Origin of the sequence: Prosthecobacter sp., from assembly GCF_044232965.1 — a bacterium.
Lineage (GTDB): Bacteria > Verrucomicrobiota > Verrucomicrobiia > Verrucomicrobiales > Verrucomicrobiaceae > Prosthecobacter.
Genome location: NZ_JBIIKX010000019.1, coordinates 55,382 through 72,453, shown reverse-complemented (window position 1 = coordinate 72,453; position 17,072 = coordinate 55,382). Strand labels below are relative to the sequence as shown.

Below are 17,072 nucleotides of genomic sequence, written 5' to 3'. Positions count from 1 at the left end.
ACTCGCGCTCCTCACTCACCCCAACCCACACACCCAGCATTTTGTTTATGAGCCGGAAAATTCGTTATGGCATGATCGGCGGCGGACGCGGCGCCTTCATCGGCGGCGTTCATCGCATCGCGGCATCTATCGACCAGCAGATCGAACTCGTCTGCGGCGCTTTCTCTTCCAATCCGGAAAAATCGAAGGCCAGTGGTGCCGATTTCTATCTCCCTGCCGAGCGCTGCTACGGGAATTTTGAGGAGATGATTCGCACGGAAGCCGCACTGCCTGCGGACAAGCGCATGGACTTCGTCTCCATCGTCACGCCGAACCACATGCACTTCCCGGCGGCGAAGCTCGCGCTGGAAAGCGGCTTCCATGTGCTCTCCGACAAACCGGCGACCTTCAATCTCGCCCAGGCGAAGGAACTCGCGGAGATCGTCAAGAAATCCGGCAAGCTCTATGGCGTCACCTACAACTACACGGGCTATCCTTTGATCCGTCAGGCCCGCCAGATGATCGAGCAGGGCAAGCTGGGCGAGATCCGCAAAGTGGTCGTCGAGTACCCGCAGGGCTGGCTGGCCACGATGCTTGAAAACACCGGTCAGAAGCAGGCTTCCTGGCGCGTCGATCCTACGATCTGCGGAGCCGCTGGTTGCATGGGCGACATCGGCACTCACGCCATCAACCTCGCCGAATACGTCACCGGTTTGCACATCAAGGAACTCGCCGCTGACCTCACCATCTTCCTCGGCAAAGAAGGCCGCCGTCTGGAGGACGATGGCAACGTGCTGCTGCGCTTCACCAACGGCGCCAAGGGCGTGCTGCACTCCAGCCAGATCAGCGTCGGCTGCGAAAACAACCTCAGCCTCCGCGTCTATGGCGAGCTGGGCGGAATCGAGTGGAGTCAGCTTGATCCCAACACGATGATCGTCACCTCGCTCGATCAGCCGAAGCAGATCTATCGCACCAGCATGGGCTACCTCGGCAGCGCCGCGGCAGCGGCCACCCGCACTCCCGCCGGTCATCCCGAAGGCTACCTCGAAGGCTTCGCGAACATCTACAAAAACTTCACCAACCACATCCGCGCCATCGAAGCCGGCACTCAGCCAAACCCGCTCGACATGGATTACCCGTCGATCGAAGAAGGCGTAGCTGGCATGGCCTTCATCGAGGCCGTGGTCGCCTCCTCCGCTAATAACGCCGCCTGGACGCCTCTAGACTTCACGCCGACCACACGTGCGAAGTATGGCGATGCGTCGCTCAACAGCGACCGTGGCGGATTGAGCTGATCCGTTGAGAGTCAAAAAAAGGCGCAGGCGAAACCGCCTGCGCCTTTTTCATGTCAAAACGTCGAGATCAGATCGACACAGGCTTCTTCGTCTTCGCAGAGGCGTAGATGGCGTCGATGACCTGCATGAGGCGGAGGGCTTGCTCGGGGGTGTTGAGCGGGGCGGCCTTGCCTTCGATGGCGTGGATGAAGTTCGCGGCAGAGCCGATGCGGCCCATGTCTTCACAAGCAGGCGTGACGATGCTGCGGTTCACGCTGTTGCCGTTTTCCTGGACGTAGAGCTCGCAGGTGTCGATGGCGGTGTTGTCGAGGCCGTCGATGCCGAAGAGGCGCTCGACCTTGCCACCGGCCTTTGTGCCTTGGAAGACGACGGAGACTTCCTCACGCTTCACCATCTCCGCCCAGGAGACCTGGAGGCTGAGCACCTGGCCGCCTTTGAACGTGACGAAACCGTGCGCTGCATTTTCCACGTCGGTGGTGCCATCGGCGCGGTCAGGGATGCCCCAGGGGCCTTTGAACTGCTTGTCGGTGATGAAATCGGAGAAGGTCTGGCCGAGCACGTGCGCGGGCTCGGGATAGCCCATGAAATACATGGCGAGGTCGATCATGTGCAGGAGGTCGATGAGCGGACCGCCGCCGGAGAGAGCCTTGGTGGTGAACCAGCCCCCGAAGCCCGGGATGCCGGTGCGGCGGATCCACTTGGCCTGCGCGGAGTTGATTTTGCCCACGGTGCCATCGGTGATGTACTTCATCATGGCCTGCGATTCTGGGCGGGCGCGGTTGTTGAAGTTGAAGAGCACTTTTTTCTTCGCGGCCTTGGCGGCGTCGATGATCTCTTTGACTTCCTTGGCGTTCATCGCCGGGGGTTTTTCAGAGAAGACGTGCTTGCCGGCCTTGAGGCACTGGATGGTGAGCGGCTTGTGAAACTTGTTGGGCACGATCACGCTGACCGCCTTGATCTCGGGGCTGCCTTTGAGCATGGCGCCGACGGACTCGTAGGACTTCGCGATGCCCCATTTTTCAGCGGCACGCTTCGCGGCGCCGGGCGCGGCGTCCGCCACGGCCACGATTTCCGCGCCTGCCTGGCGGAAACCCGCCGCGTGATACTGCAACATGCCGCCTGCTCCGATGATTCCGACTTTGATGGCCATAAAATGAAGGTGTGAGTTGTTGGTGGATTATTTTTCCGGGCCGCGAGAATGCCGGGAGCCTACCACCGAGTCAAGAATGGAAAGCAAAGCGGGCAAGGTCGTCACCGTTTCGTCATTGATGCGCTACGCTTCCCTGCGGGCCGCCTCCGGCAGTCTGTCTCGCTTCGCTCGGCTCGGAATTCGACATTCGTCATTTGAGCGCTTCTTTCCCCGCCAAAGCCACGTTTCCTGCCCTCATGCCCGTCACCACACGCCCAGCCACCGCGGCCGATCTCGACGCCATCAACGCGATCTACAATCACTACGTCGAGCACAGCACCTGCACCTATCAAACCGTTCCCAGCACCGCGCAGGAGCGGCGCGACTGGTTTGACGCGCACGGCCCGGAACATCCGGTCATCGTCGCCGAAGAAGACGGCCAGATCATCGGCTGGGGCTCGCTGAGCCGCTTCCATCCGCGCCAGGCCTACTGCCACAGCGTGGAGGATTCTGTTTACCTGCATCACGAGCATCAAGGCAAAGGCCTCGGCTCCCTCCTGCTCGGCGAACTCATCGACCTCGCCAGAAAGATCGGCCACCACACCGTCCTCGGCGGCATTGATGCGGATCAGAAAGCCAGCATCGCCCTTCACGCCAAATTCGGCTTCGAAAAAGTCTCCCATCTCAAAGAAGTCGGCCACAAGCACGGTCGCTGGCTCGATGTGACCTGGATGCAGAAGATGCTGTAGCGATATGGAGTGGCGACGAGTCGTCGCCAAAACCATCCCAATGCCGACGACTCGTCGGCGCTCCATAGCATTGACGTTTGCAGCCGAACCCGCTAGAACCGTCGCCCAGCCAACGTCTTCACGCCATGCACCCGGCCCCCGCCACGCTCTCCCGCCGCCGCCTTCTCGGCTCGACGGCCATGGGGCTTTCCAGCGTGGCGCTATCGTCCCTCATGGCCGAGTCGCGTTCGCACTTCCCGGCAAAAGCGAAGCGTGTGATCTGGCTCTTTATGCACGGCGGGCCAAGCCATCTCGATTTGTTCGATCCGAAGCCCGAACTCATCCGCCACGCGGGCAAACCGCTGCCGGAGAGCTACGGCACGGTCGAAACTCGGCGCAAAGTCGCGCAGAATCCACTGCTCGCGCCGGTGAAGCCTTTTCGGCAGCATGGACAGAGCGGCATCGAGATCAGCGACTTCCTGCCGCACATGGCGAGCATCGCCGATGAGATGTGCGTCATTCGCAGTTGCCATGGCGACAGCGTGAATCATCCACAGTCGGTCTATCAGATGAACACCGGCTCCATCCAGATGGGCAAGCCGAGCTTGGGCAGTTGGGTGTCGTATGGCCTCGGCTCCGAGAACGCGGACATGCCCGCCTTCGTCGTGCTGCCAGATCCTGGTGGCGGTTTGAAAGGCGGCCCGCCGGCCTGGGGCAGCGGCTTCCTCCCTGCGACGTATCAAGGCACCACGATGCGTGCCGGTGACAATCCCATCCTGCACCTGCAAAGCCCGCAGAGCAGCGCACGCCAGCGTGCCACGCTCGATCTCATCCAGCAGATGAACGCGCAGCATCAGGCCAAGCGCGAGGCCGACAGCGAGCTCGACGCCCGCATCCGTGCCTACGAACTGGCATTCCGCATGCAGAGCGCCGCGCCAGAAGCGGTGGACATTTCACGCGAAACGGAAGCCACCAAGCATCTTTACGGCATCGACGATCCCCAGACGAAGGAGTTCGGCACGCGCTGCCTGCTGGCACGGCGCATGATCGAACGCGGTGTGCGTTTCGTACAGCTCTACTCCGGCGACACGAACGGCTGGGACGCGCACGAGAACGTGATGAAGAATCACACCGAGTATTGCGCCCGCACCGACAAGCCCGTGGCCGGTTTGATCCGCGATTTGAAGCAGCGTGGCCTGCTGGAAGACACGCTCGTCATCTGGGGCGGCGAATTCGGCCGCATGCCGATGAGCGAGAAAGGCGTGGGCCGCGATCACAACCCCTGGGGCTACACGACCGTGCTGTTCGGCGCAGGCGTGAAACACGGTCACGTCCACGGAGCCACCGACGATTTCGGCCTGCGTGCCGCCGAGGACAAAGTCCACATTCACGACCTCCACGCCACGATACTGCACCTCCTCGGTCTCGATCACGATCGCCTCACCTTCCGCCTCAACGGCCTCGATCAGAAGCTCACTGGCGTAGAGGAATGCCATGTGGTGAAGAAAATCCTCGCATGAAAACCGTCTGCCTCGCCTTCACGCTGCTGCTGATCGCGAATCACGCGCGAGGTGTCGCGATTCACGCCTCCGCCGATCCGGTGAAGGATGAGCCAAAGATCACGGAAAAGGATCGCGAGCACTGGGCTTTCAAGCCGCTGCAAACCGCTCCTGGCAAACAAGGCATCGACGATTTCACCAAGCTGGAGGCCAAAGCCGATCCTGCCACTCTCATTCGTCGTCTCACCTTTGACCTCACCGGCCTGCCACCGAAGCCGGAGGATGTTGCGGCGTTTGTCCACAATCCATCATCGTTCGAGGCCATCGTGGACAAACTTCTCGCAAGCCCTCGCTACGGCGAACATTGGGCGCAGTGGTGGCTTGATCTCGCTCGCTTCGCTGAAACCGACGGTTTCGAATACGATGCCGAACGCAACCGCGCTTGGCAGTATCGCGACTGGGTCATCGACGCACTCAATGACGACATACCCTTCGATGTTTTCGTCCAGAAACAGATCGCAGGTGATTTGATGGGTGATGAAACGGCCACAGGCTTTCTCTTTGCCTGTCCCGACATGCCGGATCTTAACAAGCAAGACGAGCGCCGGCATGTGCTGCTCAACGACATCACCACCACCGTCGGTTCTGTGGGCCTCGGCCTCACCGTCGGTTGCGCGCAGTGCCACGATCATCCGTATGATCCCATCAGCCAAGCCGACTTCTATCGGCTACGAGCCTTTTTTGACAACACTGTGCTGCCGAAGGAACGCAAGCCGCTCGGCCCCGCCGTGCGCGTGTTCACCGAAGGCGTGCCTGCAAGCACCGTCTTCGTGCGTGGTGACTTCAAACGACCCGGCCCTGCCATTCAGCCCGCCTTCCCCCGCCTTTTCGGCGAAACACCGCCAAACGCCGACCGCGCCACGCTCGCGAAATGGATCGCCAGCAAAGACAACGCGATCTTCCTGCGCACGATGGCGAATCGAATCTGGCAGCAGCATTTCGGCCAGCCTCTCGCCGCCATTCCCGATGAGCTCGGTCATCAAGGCGAAGCGCCAAGCAATCCCACGATGCTCGACTGGCTGGCCGCCGAGCTACCGCGGCAAAACTGGAGCCTCAAAAAGCTGCACAAGGTCATCGTGATGTCGAAACACTACCAGCAGGCCGTTGCACCGCGCAAACGCCTCACTGGCGAGATGCTGCGCGATGCCATGCTCAGCGTCAGCGGCCAGCTCAATCTCAAAACCGGCGGCCCCGGTGTGAAACTGCCACTGCCGAAGGAAATCAGCGACACACTGCTCAAAAAGCAGCACGAGGTGAATCCCGATGCCACCGAGCACAACCGCCGCAGCATCTACACCTTCGCCCGCCGCAATCTGCGCAATCCGTTGTTCGAGTTGTTCGACCGTCCCGACGCGCAGATGAGCTGCGCCCGCCGCAACGATTCCACCACCGCGCCGCAGGCGCTCATGCTGCTCAATTCCGAGTTCGCCCACACCATCGCCGCCAAACTTGCCGCCGATTTGAATGCAACGCACGGCTCAGATGCCACCGCGCTCATCACGGATGCCACGCAGGGTTGTCTCGCACGTCAGCCAACCAAGACCGAGATCGAAGCCGGGCAAAAATTCCTCCACAAGCAAACCTCCCTGACACCCAACTTCCAAGCCGCGCTCGCCGACTACTGTCTGGCCTTGCTGAACTCGAATGAGTTCGTGTATGTGGACTGAATCATGAATGAGCCCCCATCGAACAACGGAGCCATCATCGCCAAGATCGGCGCGTGGCTGCAACTCGCGCAAGTCATCGGTCTGGCTGGCACGGTGGCTGGAATGATGAAAGCATTTCAAGTGCTCGGCACCGCTGGCACCAGTGATCCGGCCAAACTCAGCAAAGCCATCGGAGAGGTGCTCTGGAGCTCGTTTGCAGGCATTGCCGTTGCGCTCGTCGGCCTCATTCTCGTGATCATCGCCATCACCGCCTGCCGTTATCGCTCGGTGTGGATGTTCTGGTTCCTGTGCATCTACGGCGGCCTGATGTCCTTCAGCTACTTCTTCCCCTTCGGTCTGTTCTTCCTGATCTATGCGCTGGTGAAGAAGGATGAGTTTCTTCAGCCTGTCACACCTCAAGCGCAGCCAGTCCGGCTTTCTTGAGAGACGAAGCTCCCGTGTGACGGAGCGCGAGTGTGTCGAAGACCACTCGCCACTTTGGTGTGACACGTAAATCACAGGCAAACCAGGCGAGTAGCATACTCGCGCTCCAAAAGGCGAAGGCGCCGGGGTTTCCCCCGACGCCTTCATGTGGATCGGCCCTCATAAGCCGGATTCTGTGTCCCCGACATCTTGCGACGCCTGGCTGTGATCATTTATCTGTCAGGCCGAGCGACCGGCCTGCCCTCGCTTGCGCGATGGTGCGACTATTACCCGGAGTTATCCATCCCTTGCGGGACTTACGGCCAGGCGGGCCTTTCTCCTGTTCTGTCTTGCACCGCATGAGGTTTGTCGTGCCCCCTTCCTCGCGGTTGGGGCGGTGGGCTCTTACCCCGCCGTTTCACCCTTACCCACACTTTCGCGCAGGCGGTTTGTTTTCTGTGACACTGTCTGTGACCGCGGCTTGCACCGCAGCCCCCACGCTTTCACGTGGCATGCTGCCCTGTGGTGTCCGGACTTTCCTCTGGCATCCTGCCTTGCAGCAAAACCCCAGCGATCACTCCGGCCGACCCATCGGCAGAGTAGAGGAACGAAACGCAATGTCCAACCTCAATTCCCAGCCGCAGCTTTGAAGAGCTTCAGCAGCGCATGCCCTTCGGTGTATTGAATGTCACTGATCTTCCAGGCATCGTCCTGCTGCACGAGCTTGAAGATGATGCGTGTCTTCTCGTCGAAATTCACGAAACTGGCAACGACTGTGGCATTGGTGCCATCGACCTTGGCCTTGTTGACGACGAAGTTTTTGATCTCCGTGTCCTGAGCGTTGTAAAGCGGATCGAAATCAATCACGCCGACCTCGCCCTTGGATTCCTTGGCGTCTTTCCACAGAAAATCGGCCAGTTCCTTGGTGAAGTAGTGATCCACCAGCGCCCGATCCTTGTCCTGGAAGAAGGGCGACTTCTCCGCGTCATGCGCTTTGTAGAGTTTGGCCACCAGAGCCTCCGGGGCCGCCACTTTATCAGCCGCAGACAGGGTCAGAGTGAAGGAAATGAGGAGCAGAAGGAGTGAAATCGCACGCATGCGCTGCTATCGCCGCAAAGCGGCCAAAGTCGAGGCTGCTGTCACTTGCCACGCTTCTTCTTTTTCGGCTCCTCGGGAAGCGGCTGGCCTTTCTGCGCGGCCTCCCATTCGGCGTAGCCTTTGTTCTTGCGGTTGCCGAGGTACTTGTAGGTGTCAAAAATTGCGGCGTTGCCGAGAACGCGAGGATCTTTCTCGTCCTTGAGCATGGCCTCCATCTTCTCGCGCAGCTCCTTCTTGGTTGCGGCAAACTTGGGATCAGCGGCGAGATTCTTCAGGCACTCGGGATCATTGGCGATGTCGAACAGCTCCTCCTCGGCCCGATAGGCGAACGCGAGATCGTAGAACGGTCCCTTGTTCTCGACGATCCACGCTTTGGTGGGGCCGTCGTCGCAGTTGCGGTAGCCGGTCTCGGGATTGCACGCAGGCCAGCGCTCGGGGTGGTAGTTGTGGCTGTAGAAAAACTCCGGCGTGCGGATGGCGCGCACGGGATAACCCCAGTCGTTCGGACGGCCAATGTCGTGGCGCTCCTTGCCAGCGAGCATGATTTTGCGATCCTCGAAGAAGCCGTTTTTGTCGCTGCGCAGGATGTTCACGAGGCTTTTGCCGCTCATCTGCTCATGAACGGGCAGTCCGGCGAGTTCGAGGTAGGTCGGCGCGAGGTCACGTACGTTGATGAAATCCTCAACGACGCGTCCGGGTTTGATTCCCTTCCCCCAGCGCATCGCCAGTGGCAAGTGATAGCCGTCTTCATAAATCTGGCCTTTCACGCGTGGAAAGGGCATGCCGTGGTCGGAGGTGACGATGATGAGCGTGTCTTCGAGCAAGCCCTGCTTCTCCAGCATGTCCATCGCCCGACCGATGTAGGCGTCGGCATACTCGACTTCGATGGCGTAGTCGGCCAGATCGCCGCGCACGGCGTCATTGTCGGGCAGATAGCCCGGCACCTTCACATCGTTGAGTTTTTTGCCCATGCGCACGCCGGAATCGAGTTCGTAGCCACGATGCGGCTCCTGAAATCCCATCCAGAAGCAGAACGGCTTCTTCGCATCGCGCTGGGCCAGGAATTCGGAAAAATTGGCGGTGTAGTCGTTCTTGCCGATGCCTTTGGCCGGTGGATTTGCTTTCGCGTTGTCAAAACTCGGTCCCGCAGGATTGCGCGTGCGGCCATTGAGCTTGAAATCGCCCGGCCCCCAGCCTTTGCCGGTCAAACCGATGTCGTAGCCGCCTTTCTCGATCAGATCAGGATACACGGCGAACTTCGGTGGGAAGATGCCACCGTGGCAGACAGCTTCCTCAAGCTGCCAGGAGTTGCGTCCGGTGAGAATCGTCGCGCGGCACGGGCTGCACTTCGGATTGGAGGTGAAGGCGTTCTTGAACAGCACCCCCTCCTTTGCCACGCGGTCGAAGTTCGGCGTCTTGACCCAGTCGCAACCATAAGCGCCCGCATGCTGCCAGCCCCAGTCGTCGAAGATGATGAACAGGATGTTCGGACGCGGAGCATCGGCAGCCTGGGTGGCCGGAAGGAACGTGAAGATGGCGAGGGCGAGCAGGAGGAGCTTCATGCGCGGTGAAACGCGCAGACATCCATCAACTTGCAGCAGCTTCCTCAACACTCACACAGGTGCAGATGAGATGGCGGTCGCCGAAGACGTTGTCGATGCGGGAGACGGGCGGCCAGTATTTGCTCTCCTGCACCCACGGCAGCGGGAAGGCGGCGGCTTCGCGGGTGTAGGCGTGCGGCCAGTCACTTTTCGTGACGAAGGCAGCGGTGTGCGGGGCTTGTTTGAGCGTGTTGTCGGTGGCGTGATACTGGCTGCTCTCGACACCGATCATCTCAGCGTGAATGCACTGCATGGCCTCGATGAAACGGTCCAGCTCGGCTTTACTCTCGCTTTCCGTCGGCTCAATCATGAGCGTGCCCGCGACCGGCCAGCTCATCGTGGGCGCGTGATAACCGAAGTCCATGAGACGCTTCGCCACGTCCTCGACGGTGACTTTGTGGAAGTGACTGAAGTCGAGGATGCACTCGTGCGCTACGAGGCCATTCGTTCCCATGTAGAGCGTGGGGAAGTTGGCTTCGAGCCTCTTGGCGACGTAGTTGGCGTTCAGGATGGCCATCTTCGTCGCTTCGGTGAGCCGTGGCCCCATCATGGCAATGTACATCCACGAGATGGTACAAATGCTGGCGCTGCCCCATGGAGCGGAGCACACCGCGCCTTCGCGGCGTTCTTCCGCCCAGGTGTGATGCCCCGGCAGATGCGGACGCAGATGCGCGGCCACAGCGATGGGGCCGACGCCCGGTCCGCCGCCGCCATGCGGGATGCAGAAGGTCTTGTGCAGATTGAGATGGCAGACATCGGCACCGATGCGGCCAGGCGAGGTCAGACCGACCTGCGCGTTCATGTTCGCGCCATCCATGTAAACCTGGCCGCCGTGATCGTGCGTGAGCTGGCAGATCTCGATGATGGACTCCTCAAACACGCCGTGCGTCGAAGGATAGGTGATCATCAGCGCGGCCACTTTGCCTTTGTTGGCCTCCAGCTTCGTCTTGAGATCGTCGAGGGCCACGTTGCCATGATCATCACAAGTAACGGCCACGACTTTGAAGCCGCACATCACTGCGCTGGCGGGATTGGTGCCGTGCGCAGAGGTCGGGATCAGGCACACATCGCGATGATCCTCCCCGCGCGAGGCGTGGAAGCGTTTGATCGCGATAAGACCTGCATATTCGCCCTGCGAACCGGCATTCGGCTGCAATGAAACGGCATCAAAGCCGGTGCATTCGGCCAGCCAGGCCTCCAGATCGCCAGACATGGTGCGGTAGCCCTCGGACTGGTCATGCGGGCAGAAGGGATGCAATCCATTCACCTCCGGCCAACTCAGCGGCATCATCTCCGCAGCGGCGTTGAGTTTCATCGTGCAGGAGCCGAGTGGGATCATGCTGCGGTTCAGCGCGATGTCTTTGGACTCCAGGCGATGCAGGTAACGCATCATCTCCGTTTCGGAGTGGTAGGAATTGAAGACCGGATGGGTCAGATAAGCCGAGGAGCGGTGGTGCAATGACGAACAGTGCAGCGGCTGCGCGTCGTCGAGCACTGGTGGCTGCTGCGGTTTGGAAATGCCGAAGGCGGTGAGCAGGTTGAGCAGCTCGTCCTCACGCACACGCTCATCCAGCGAGACACCGACCGTGGTGGCGTCGATTTTGCGGAGGTTGATGCCGAAGAGCAGGGCGCGTTTGATCAGATCGTCGGCGTTGGGCACGCGCACGCTGAGGGTGTCGAAGAAATCGTCGCTCAGCACGTCGATGCCGCCGCGGAGCAGCTCGCCGGCCAGCCACACTGCCGCGCCATGCACGCGCTGTGCGATGGCCTTGAGGCCTTGCGGACCGTGATACACAGCGTACATCGACGCCATGACAGCGAGCAGCACCTGCGCGGTGCAGATGTTGCTGGTGGCCTTTTCACGGCGGATGTGCTGCTCACGCGTTTGCAAAGACAAGCGGTATGCCGGCTTGCCCGAGGCATCTTTCGAGACGCCGATCAATCTTCCCGGCAGGCGACGCTTCAGCGCGTCTTTGACGGCCATGAAGGCCGCGTGAGGACCACCAAACCCAAGCGGCACGCCGAAACGCTGGCTGTTGCCCACGCAGATGTCCGCGCCGAATTCTCCTGGTGGACGCAGCACGGTGAGCGCGAGCAAATCAGCGCTGACGATGAGCAAAGCGCCCGCCTCATGCACTTCGGCGGCCAGTTCGGCATAATCGTGAATGACACCGAGCGTGTCAGGATACTGCACGAGCACGGCGGCGAGTCCTTTGGTGCCGTCGTGCTTCCATTCGAGCGCATCGCCGACCTCCACACGAATACCGAGCGCGTCCATGCGCGTGCGCACGACTTCAATGCTGTGCGGATGGCATTTGTCTGAGATGAAAACGCGCGAAGCCCCCGCGACCTGCGCCACGGCAAGACCCAGCGCCTCGGCGCAGGCGGTGCCTTCATCGAGCAGCGATGCGTTCGCAACATCCAGCGCCGTGAGATCGCGGATCATCGTCTGGAAATTGATCAGCGCCTCCAGGCGGCCTTGCGCGATCTCGGCCTGATAAGGCGTGTAAGCCGTGTACCAGCCGGGGTTTTCGAGAATGTTCCGCTGAATGACCGGCGGCGTGAAAGTATCGTGATAACCGAGGCCGATGAAGGAGCGCAGCACCTTGTTCCGGCTCATGATCTGGCGCATGCGGCGCAGCGCCTGCTCCTCGCTCAGCGGTGGTGGCAATGTCAGCTTCTCACGCACACGGATGCCTTCCGGCACCACTTTGTCGATCAGATCATCAAGCGTTTTGAAACCAAGCGTTTGCAGCATGCTCTCCGCCTCGGAGGCGGAGGGACCTATGTGACGGCGTGAAAAATTCGTGAGCATTTCGGAGGGGCTGATGGAAGCCCTGAGAGTAGCCAGTCACAGGCCTGTGTCACTTGCCAAACCGGTCCCAGAATTTTTTCTCTGACGCTTTTTGTTTGCCTTTAGCCTCGCGCAAGAAGGGAGCCAAAGAAGCGAGGTTCATGATCCAGTGATTGAGCAGGTTAAGCGGGAAGCGCATTGGCCGGGCAAAATCGACAAACAGCACGACGCGGTGGCCGTCCGTATCATTCCAAACCTCGTGATTGTAGGTATCGTCAAAGATGACCGCCTTACCCTCCTGCCAAGCATAGACCTGATCGGCGATACGGATGCGGCACTCATGGCGAGGCTCTGGCACCATGAGGCCGAGGTGAAGACGCAACACACCCGCCCAAGGGCCGCGATGATGCGGAATGTGCTTCCGTGGTGAAAGGATCGAGAAGAAGCCGGTGGTGCAGCCGGGGATCATGTCGAGCACCTTCATCGTCTCCGGGCAGTGACGGGCATTTTCCTGGCAGTCCATGCCCACGCCTTTGAGAAAGAAGGTCTTCCACTGATCGTCGCCCTGGATCATGCCGACTTCCTTCACGATGTCCTGGAAGCTGGGCATCGCGTCACGGTATTTCATCACCGCATCGAGCTCTGCCCTGACCTTCGGCCAATGTGCCTCGACGTCATTCACCCAGGGGAAATGCCTTGAGTCATAGATCGGCGGATCACCATGAATGGAGCAGTGGGCAATGACCGCCTCAATGATGTCCTGTAACCGGTTGGTGATGCGCTCCAGCAGCCCCTTGGCTGGAAAAGTGCGATGACGGCGGTGATACGCGTCTATCGGCTTGGGTTGAAAGCCGGCGGGAAAGGTGGGGACAGGAAAAGATGCTTCTGAGGGCATGGTTCAAGTGTCCGTCATGAGTAACGAATTCGTCACTCAATGCAGCCAAAAAATGCACGCCAATTTTGTGCGCCAGCGCCTCCTGATCAACCGATGTGCTTGCGATACGCCTCGGCGTTCATCAAGGCTTCCGTCTCGGCGGGATTCGAGGACTTGATCTTGAAAATCCAGCCGCCGAGGTAGGGATCGCGATTGAGCAGGCCGGGATCGCTGCTGAGCGCCTCGTTGACCTCGACGATCTCACCGGAAACCGGCGCGTAAATGTCGCTCGCGGCCTTCACGGACTCGATCACGCAGACCTGCTGCCCGGCGCTGACCTGAGTTCCGATTTTCGGCGGATCGACGAAGACCACATCAGTCAGTTCGGCCTGCGCGTGATCGGTGATGCCGACCGGCGAAGGGTTTTGCATCGGGTCGATCCACTCGTGGGAATCGCGGTAGCGGAGGTTGTCAGGGACGTTGCTCATGTTGGATGGTGGTGTGGAAATTTAAGCGACAGGTTTGCGATAAAACGGCTTCTTGACCACCTCTGCCGGAAAACGGCGACCGCGAATTTCGATTTCGATCGTGGTGCCGACGGCCGTGGCGCTCAATGGCAGATACGCCATGCCAATGCCGGTGGAAAGACTGGGGGATTGCGTGCCGCTGCACACCTCGCCGACGATTTGACCTTCGTGAGCCACGGGATAATGCGGACGCGGCGGCGGCGCGGCACCGGTCATGCGGAAGGCGGCGAGTTTGTCCGGCAATCCGGCGGCTTTTTGCGCCACCAAAGCCTCGCGACCGGTGAAATCGCCTTTTTCAAGATCCACGAAGAAGCCGAGGCCCGCCTGCAAAGGCGTGCGGTCTTCAGAGAGATCGTTGCCATTGAGCGGATAGCCCATTTCGAGGCGCAGCGTGTCGCGCGCACCGAGTCCGCAGGGCATGCCGCCTGCGGCTTTCACGGCATCGACGATTTTGCGTAGCCATTCTCCGGCAGTTTCCGCTGGCATGAAGAACTCAAAGCCCTCCTCGCCCGTGTAACCGGTGCCGCAGAGCCACATCGGGCCGTTGTCGGTCATCGTGACGAGGATCGTGTTGTGCTCAGGGAAGGAATCCGCATTGCCAAAGACAGCCGCAGCTACCTCACGCGCTTTCGGCCCCTGGATGGCGAGACCGGCGGTGAAGTCGCTCGCGTTCGCCATCATCACATCATCGTCTTTTGTGAGCTGGGCTTCGAGGTGATCCCAGTCGGCGTCGATACGCGAGGCGTTCACGACGAGGAAAAACTCACGCTCGCTGGTGCGGTAGGCGATCAGGTCATCGATCACACCACCACGGTCGTTCAGCAGGAGCGTGTACTGGCCCTGACCGGGCTGAAGTTCGGCGATGTTGTTGGTAAGCGCCCGGTTCAGGAAGGCTTCCGAGCCTGTGCCGCTCACGATGAACTGGCCCATGTGCGAGATGTCAAACACGCCCACGCTTTGACGCACGGCCTTGTGCTCCTCGACGATGCCCGTGTACTGCACCGGCATGTCCCAGCCTGCGAAGGGCACCATGCGCGCCCCCATTTCGACATGCACGGCGTGCAGAGGGGTGCGGCGGAGCGGGGATGAGTCAGACATCGTCCGCGCATGGTGTGAAGCCCGGTCGTTTTGTCAATTCGTGCGCTCAAATGGCAGGCTGGCACCAATGTTGGCATTTGCACAAGCCTTCGCGCCCTTCATACTCCGCGCCCGCCAAAACCCCCACCATGGCAGCCCCTTTTCTCACCCAGGACTTTCACATCCGCTGGTCCACGCTGACCCCAGACCACATCGAAGCCGACATCCGCACCGCCTTGGAAAGGGCGCAGGCGAACCTCGACGCGCTCATCGACCAGGACCGCGGCAAGATGAACTTTGACAGCGTCGTGCTTGGCCTCGACGAGACCACGCGTGAATTGAACGAAGCCTGGGGTCTCGTGACGCATCTCGACTCGCTGTGCAACTCCCCTGCCCTGCGCGAGGCGCACAACAAGATGCTGGCGGAGGTCAGCGCCTTCTTTGCAAAAATTCCCCTCAACGAGCATCTCTGGGACCTGCTCGTCACCTACAGCAAGACTGAGGAGGCAAAAAAACTTACGCCCGTGCGCAAACGAGCGCTTGAGGAGTCCATGGAAGGCTTCATCCAGGCTGGAGCGGACTTGCCGCCGGAGAAGAAGAAGCGCGTCGAGGAGATCGAGTCCGAGCTTTCCAAGCTCACGCAGAAGTACTCGGAAAACGTGCTCGACTCCACCAACAAGTGGGAGCTCGTCATCGACGATGTGAGCCGCCTCAAAGGGCTGCCGCCCTCCGCCATCGAAGCCGCGCGGGCCGATGCCGTCGCGAAAGGACTCGGCACACCGGAAAAGCCATTGTACCGCCTTACCTTGAAGGCTCCCTCCATGATCCCGGTCATGGAATACCTCGAAGACGAGGGCATCCGCCGTCAGGTCTGGGAAGGAGCCAGCGGCATCGGACGTGGCGGTGAGCATGATAACACCGAGAACGTCTTCAACATTCTCCGCCTGCGTCATGAGAAGGCGCAGATCATGGGCAAGCCCCACTTTGCCGACCACGTGCTGGCCCACCGCATGGCGAAGGCCGGCCGCAGCGCGCTGCGCTTCATCGAAGATCTCTACTCACGCGTGAACGAGGCGTTCAAGCGCGAGACCATCGAGCTGCAGGAGTTCCGCGCCGACACCGCGCATCAGTCCACCGACCTGTTCCAGCCCTGGGAAGTCTCCTTCTGGAGCGAAAAACAGCGCAAATCGAAGTACGACTTCGACGAAGAGGAGCTGCGCCCCTACTTCCCGCTCGACCGCGTGCTTGGCGGCATGTTCCAGCTCGCCGAGAAGGTTTTCGACCTGCGCATCACTTCACGTGAGGCCGTTTACGTCGAGCCGGGCAAGGACGCGCCTGTCAGCATCAGCGCACAGCCTGGAAAGGCCGGCCCCGTCGAGGTCTGGCATCCTGAGGTAAAATTTTACGAGGTGCGTAACGAGAAGGGCGTCCACATCGGCTCCTTCTACGCCGACTGGCATCCGCGCGACGCGAAACGCGGCGGCGCCTGGATGAACTACCTCAAGATGGGCGTGCCGCCGAGCGGCGAGCGCGACCGCCGCCTGCACCTCGGCCTCATCTGCGGCAACATGACACCGCCTGTCAATGGCAAGCCCGCGCTGCTCACGCATGACGAGGTCTGCACCGTCTTCCATGAGTTCGGCCACCTGCTGCACCAGCTCTGCGGCAATGTCGAAATCCCCTCACTCAACGGCGTCAGTGTTTACTGGGACTTCGTCGAGTTGCCCTCGCAACTGCTCGAAAACTTCTGCTGGGAGCGTGAGAGCCTCGATCTCTTCGCCCGTCATCATGAAACTGGCGAGGTGATCCCGCAGCGCCTATTCAAGAAGATGCTGGCCGCAAAGAACTACCGCAGCGCCAGCGACATCATGCGCCAGCTTGCCTTTGGCAAGCTCGACCTCGAGCTGCACATGAACCACGCCACCACGGAAGGCGCGGATCTCGACCAACTGGCCCGCAAGATCCTCAACGGCTACCTCATGCCGCTCAAAACCGAGCAGCCGACGATGGCGCGTCGTTTCGGCCATCTGTTCAGCAGCCCTGTCGGTTATGCCGCTGGTTACTACAGCTACAAATGGGCCGAGGTGCTCGACGCGGACGCTTTCACCCGTTTCCAAAAAGAAGGCGTGCTCAATCCCGCCGTCGGCCGCGAGTTCCGCGAGCTGATCCTCAGCAAGGGCAACTCCGAAGACCCCGCGAAGCTCTTCCATGATTTCATGGGCCGCGATCCCGACGCCATGGCGCTACTCACACGCGCCGGGCTGGCCTAAAACGTAGGACGACTGTGGCGCAAGCCCGGTCGTCTGCTGGGTGTGCGTTGGTCTGGCGGCCACGCATAAGGC

At 60.5% G+C, this 17,072-nt stretch carries 13 protein-coding genes and 1 other RNA gene; 6 read left to right on the top strand and 8 right to left on the bottom strand.

All coding sequences use genetic code 11. From position 1 onward, the window contains the following. The first annotated feature begins 47 nt into the window (after nucleotides 1-47). Complete coding sequence (locus ACILSI_RS10550) at nucleotides 48-1,274, top strand: Gfo/Idh/MocA family protein (RefSeq protein ID WP_395721840.1); 1,227 nt, start codon at nucleotides 48-50, stop codon at nucleotides 1,272-1,274. 67 nt (nucleotides 1,275-1,341) lie between these two features. Here ACILSI_RS10550 and ACILSI_RS10545 read toward each other — a convergent pair whose 3' ends face one another. Beyond that, nucleotides 1,342-2,424, bottom strand: coding sequence for a Gfo/Idh/MocA family protein (locus ACILSI_RS10545; protein WP_395721839.1), 1,083 nt, complete (start codon nucleotides 2,422-2,424; stop codon nucleotides 1,342-1,344). 194 nt (nucleotides 2,425-2,618) lie between these two features. On the opposite strand from ACILSI_RS10545, the gene ACILSI_RS10540 reads away from it, so the two are divergent. From ACILSI_RS10540 to ACILSI_RS10525, 4 genes are all read left to right on the top strand, one after another. Beyond that, nucleotides 2,619-3,152: a GNAT family N-acetyltransferase gene (locus tag ACILSI_RS10540; protein WP_395721838.1), complete on the top strand. Its 534-nt coding sequence runs from the start codon at nucleotides 2,619-2,621 to the stop codon at nucleotides 3,150-3,152. Between the two features lie 125 nt (nucleotides 3,153-3,277). After that, entirely contained in the window at nucleotides 3,278-4,651 is a 1,374-nt protein-coding gene (locus ACILSI_RS10535) for a DUF1501 domain-containing protein (RefSeq protein WP_395721837.1), read from the top strand. After that, on the top strand, nucleotides 4,648-6,357 hold the full coding sequence (locus ACILSI_RS10530) for a DUF1549 and DUF1553 domain-containing protein (RefSeq protein WP_395721836.1): 1,710 nt from the start codon (nucleotides 4,648-4,650) through the stop codon (nucleotides 6,355-6,357). The genes ACILSI_RS10535 and ACILSI_RS10530 overlap by 4 nt, the downstream gene beginning before the upstream one ends. A gap of 3 nt (nucleotides 6,358-6,360) precedes the next feature. Further along, nucleotides 6,361-6,780, top strand: coding sequence for a MotA/TolQ/ExbB proton channel family protein (locus ACILSI_RS10525; protein WP_395721835.1), 420 nt, complete (start codon nucleotides 6,361-6,363; stop codon nucleotides 6,778-6,780). Nucleotides 6,781-6,925: 145 nt separating this feature from the next. On the opposite strand, the gene rnpB is transcribed toward ACILSI_RS10525, so the two are convergent. From rnpB to gcvT, 7 genes are all read right to left on the bottom strand, one after another. Further along, nucleotides 6,926-7,349: RNase P RNA component class A (rnpB, locus tag ACILSI_RS10520), an RNA gene on the bottom strand. A gap of 37 nt (nucleotides 7,350-7,386) precedes the next feature. Then, complete coding sequence (locus ACILSI_RS10515; RefSeq protein WP_395721834.1) at nucleotides 7,387-7,857, bottom strand: DUF3828 domain-containing protein; 471 nt, start codon at nucleotides 7,855-7,857, stop codon at nucleotides 7,387-7,389. A 41-nt stretch (nucleotides 7,858-7,898) separates the two neighbouring features. After that, a complete protein-coding gene (locus ACILSI_RS10510) occupies nucleotides 7,899-9,419 on the bottom strand; it encodes a sulfatase (protein ID WP_395721833.1) in 1,521 nt (506 codons plus the stop codon). A 25-nt stretch (nucleotides 9,420-9,444) separates the two neighbouring features. Next, nucleotides 9,445-12,273 (bottom strand): aminomethyl-transferring glycine dehydrogenase, encoded by a 2,829-nt coding sequence (gene gcvP / locus ACILSI_RS10505; RefSeq protein ID WP_395721832.1) that lies wholly within the window; start codon nucleotides 12,271-12,273, stop codon nucleotides 9,445-9,447. A gap of 49 nt (nucleotides 12,274-12,322) precedes the next feature. After that, nucleotides 12,323-13,147 carry an aspartyl/asparaginyl beta-hydroxylase domain-containing protein gene (locus tag ACILSI_RS10500; protein ID WP_395721831.1) on the bottom strand — a complete coding sequence of 275 codons (825 nt, stop codon included), beginning with the start codon at nucleotides 13,145-13,147 and terminating at the stop codon, nucleotides 12,323-12,325. 86 nt (nucleotides 13,148-13,233) lie between these two features. After that, nucleotides 13,234-13,614 carry a glycine cleavage system protein GcvH gene (gcvH, locus tag ACILSI_RS10495; protein WP_395721830.1) on the bottom strand — a complete coding sequence of 127 codons (381 nt, stop codon included), beginning with the start codon at nucleotides 13,612-13,614 and terminating at the stop codon, nucleotides 13,234-13,236. A 21-nt stretch (nucleotides 13,615-13,635) separates the two neighbouring features. After that, complete coding sequence (gcvT, locus tag ACILSI_RS10490; RefSeq protein WP_395721829.1) at nucleotides 13,636-14,751, bottom strand: glycine cleavage system aminomethyltransferase GcvT; 1,116 nt, start codon at nucleotides 14,749-14,751, stop codon at nucleotides 13,636-13,638. 128 nt (nucleotides 14,752-14,879) lie between these two features. On the opposite strand from gcvT, the gene ACILSI_RS10485 reads away from it, so the two are divergent. After that, nucleotides 14,880-17,000: a M3 family metallopeptidase gene (locus ACILSI_RS10485; protein ID WP_395721828.1), complete on the top strand. Its 2,121-nt coding sequence runs from the start codon at nucleotides 14,880-14,882 to the stop codon at nucleotides 16,998-17,000. Nucleotides 17,001-17,072 lie beyond the last annotated feature (72 nt).

Excerpts from the sequence above, each read along its gene's own strand:
- ACILSI_RS10550 (WP_395721840.1), top strand. The coding sequence starts at position 48 with ATGAGCCGGAAAATTCGTTATGGCATGATCGGCGGCGGACGCGGCGCC.
- ACILSI_RS10545 (WP_395721839.1), bottom strand. The coding sequence starts at position 2,424 with ATGGCCATCAAAGTCGGAATCATCGGAGCAGGCGGCATGTTGCAGTAT.
- ACILSI_RS10535 (WP_395721837.1), top strand. The coding sequence starts at position 3,278 with ATGCACCCGGCCCCCGCCACGCTCTCCCGCCGCCGCCTTCTCGGCTCG.
- ACILSI_RS10530 (WP_395721836.1), top strand. The coding sequence starts at position 4,648 with ATGAAAACCGTCTGCCTCGCCTTCACGCTGCTGCTGATCGCGAATCAC.
- ACILSI_RS10525 (WP_395721835.1), top strand. The coding sequence starts at position 6,361 with ATGAATGAGCCCCCATCGAACAACGGAGCCATCATCGCCAAGATCGGC.
- ACILSI_RS10515 (WP_395721834.1), bottom strand. The coding sequence starts at position 7,857 with ATGCGTGCGATTTCACTCCTTCTGCTCCTCATTTCCTTCACTCTGACC.
- ACILSI_RS10510 (WP_395721833.1), bottom strand. The coding sequence starts at position 9,419 with ATGAAGCTCCTCCTGCTCGCCCTCGCCATCTTCACGTTCCTTCCGGCC.
- gcvP (WP_395721832.1), bottom strand. The coding sequence starts at position 12,273 with ATGCTCACGAATTTTTCACGCCGTCACATAGGTCCCTCCGCCTCCGAG.
- ACILSI_RS10500 (WP_395721831.1), bottom strand. The coding sequence starts at position 13,147 with ATGCCCTCAGAAGCATCTTTTCCTGTCCCCACCTTTCCCGCCGGCTTT.
- gcvH (WP_395721830.1), bottom strand. The coding sequence starts at position 13,614 with ATGAGCAACGTCCCTGACAACCTCCGCTACCGCGATTCCCACGAGTGG.
- gcvT (WP_395721829.1), bottom strand. The coding sequence starts at position 14,751 with ATGTCTGACTCATCCCCGCTCCGCCGCACCCCTCTGCACGCCGTGCAT.
- ACILSI_RS10485 (WP_395721828.1), top strand. The coding sequence starts at position 14,880 with ATGGCAGCCCCTTTTCTCACCCAGGACTTTCACATCCGCTGGTCCACG.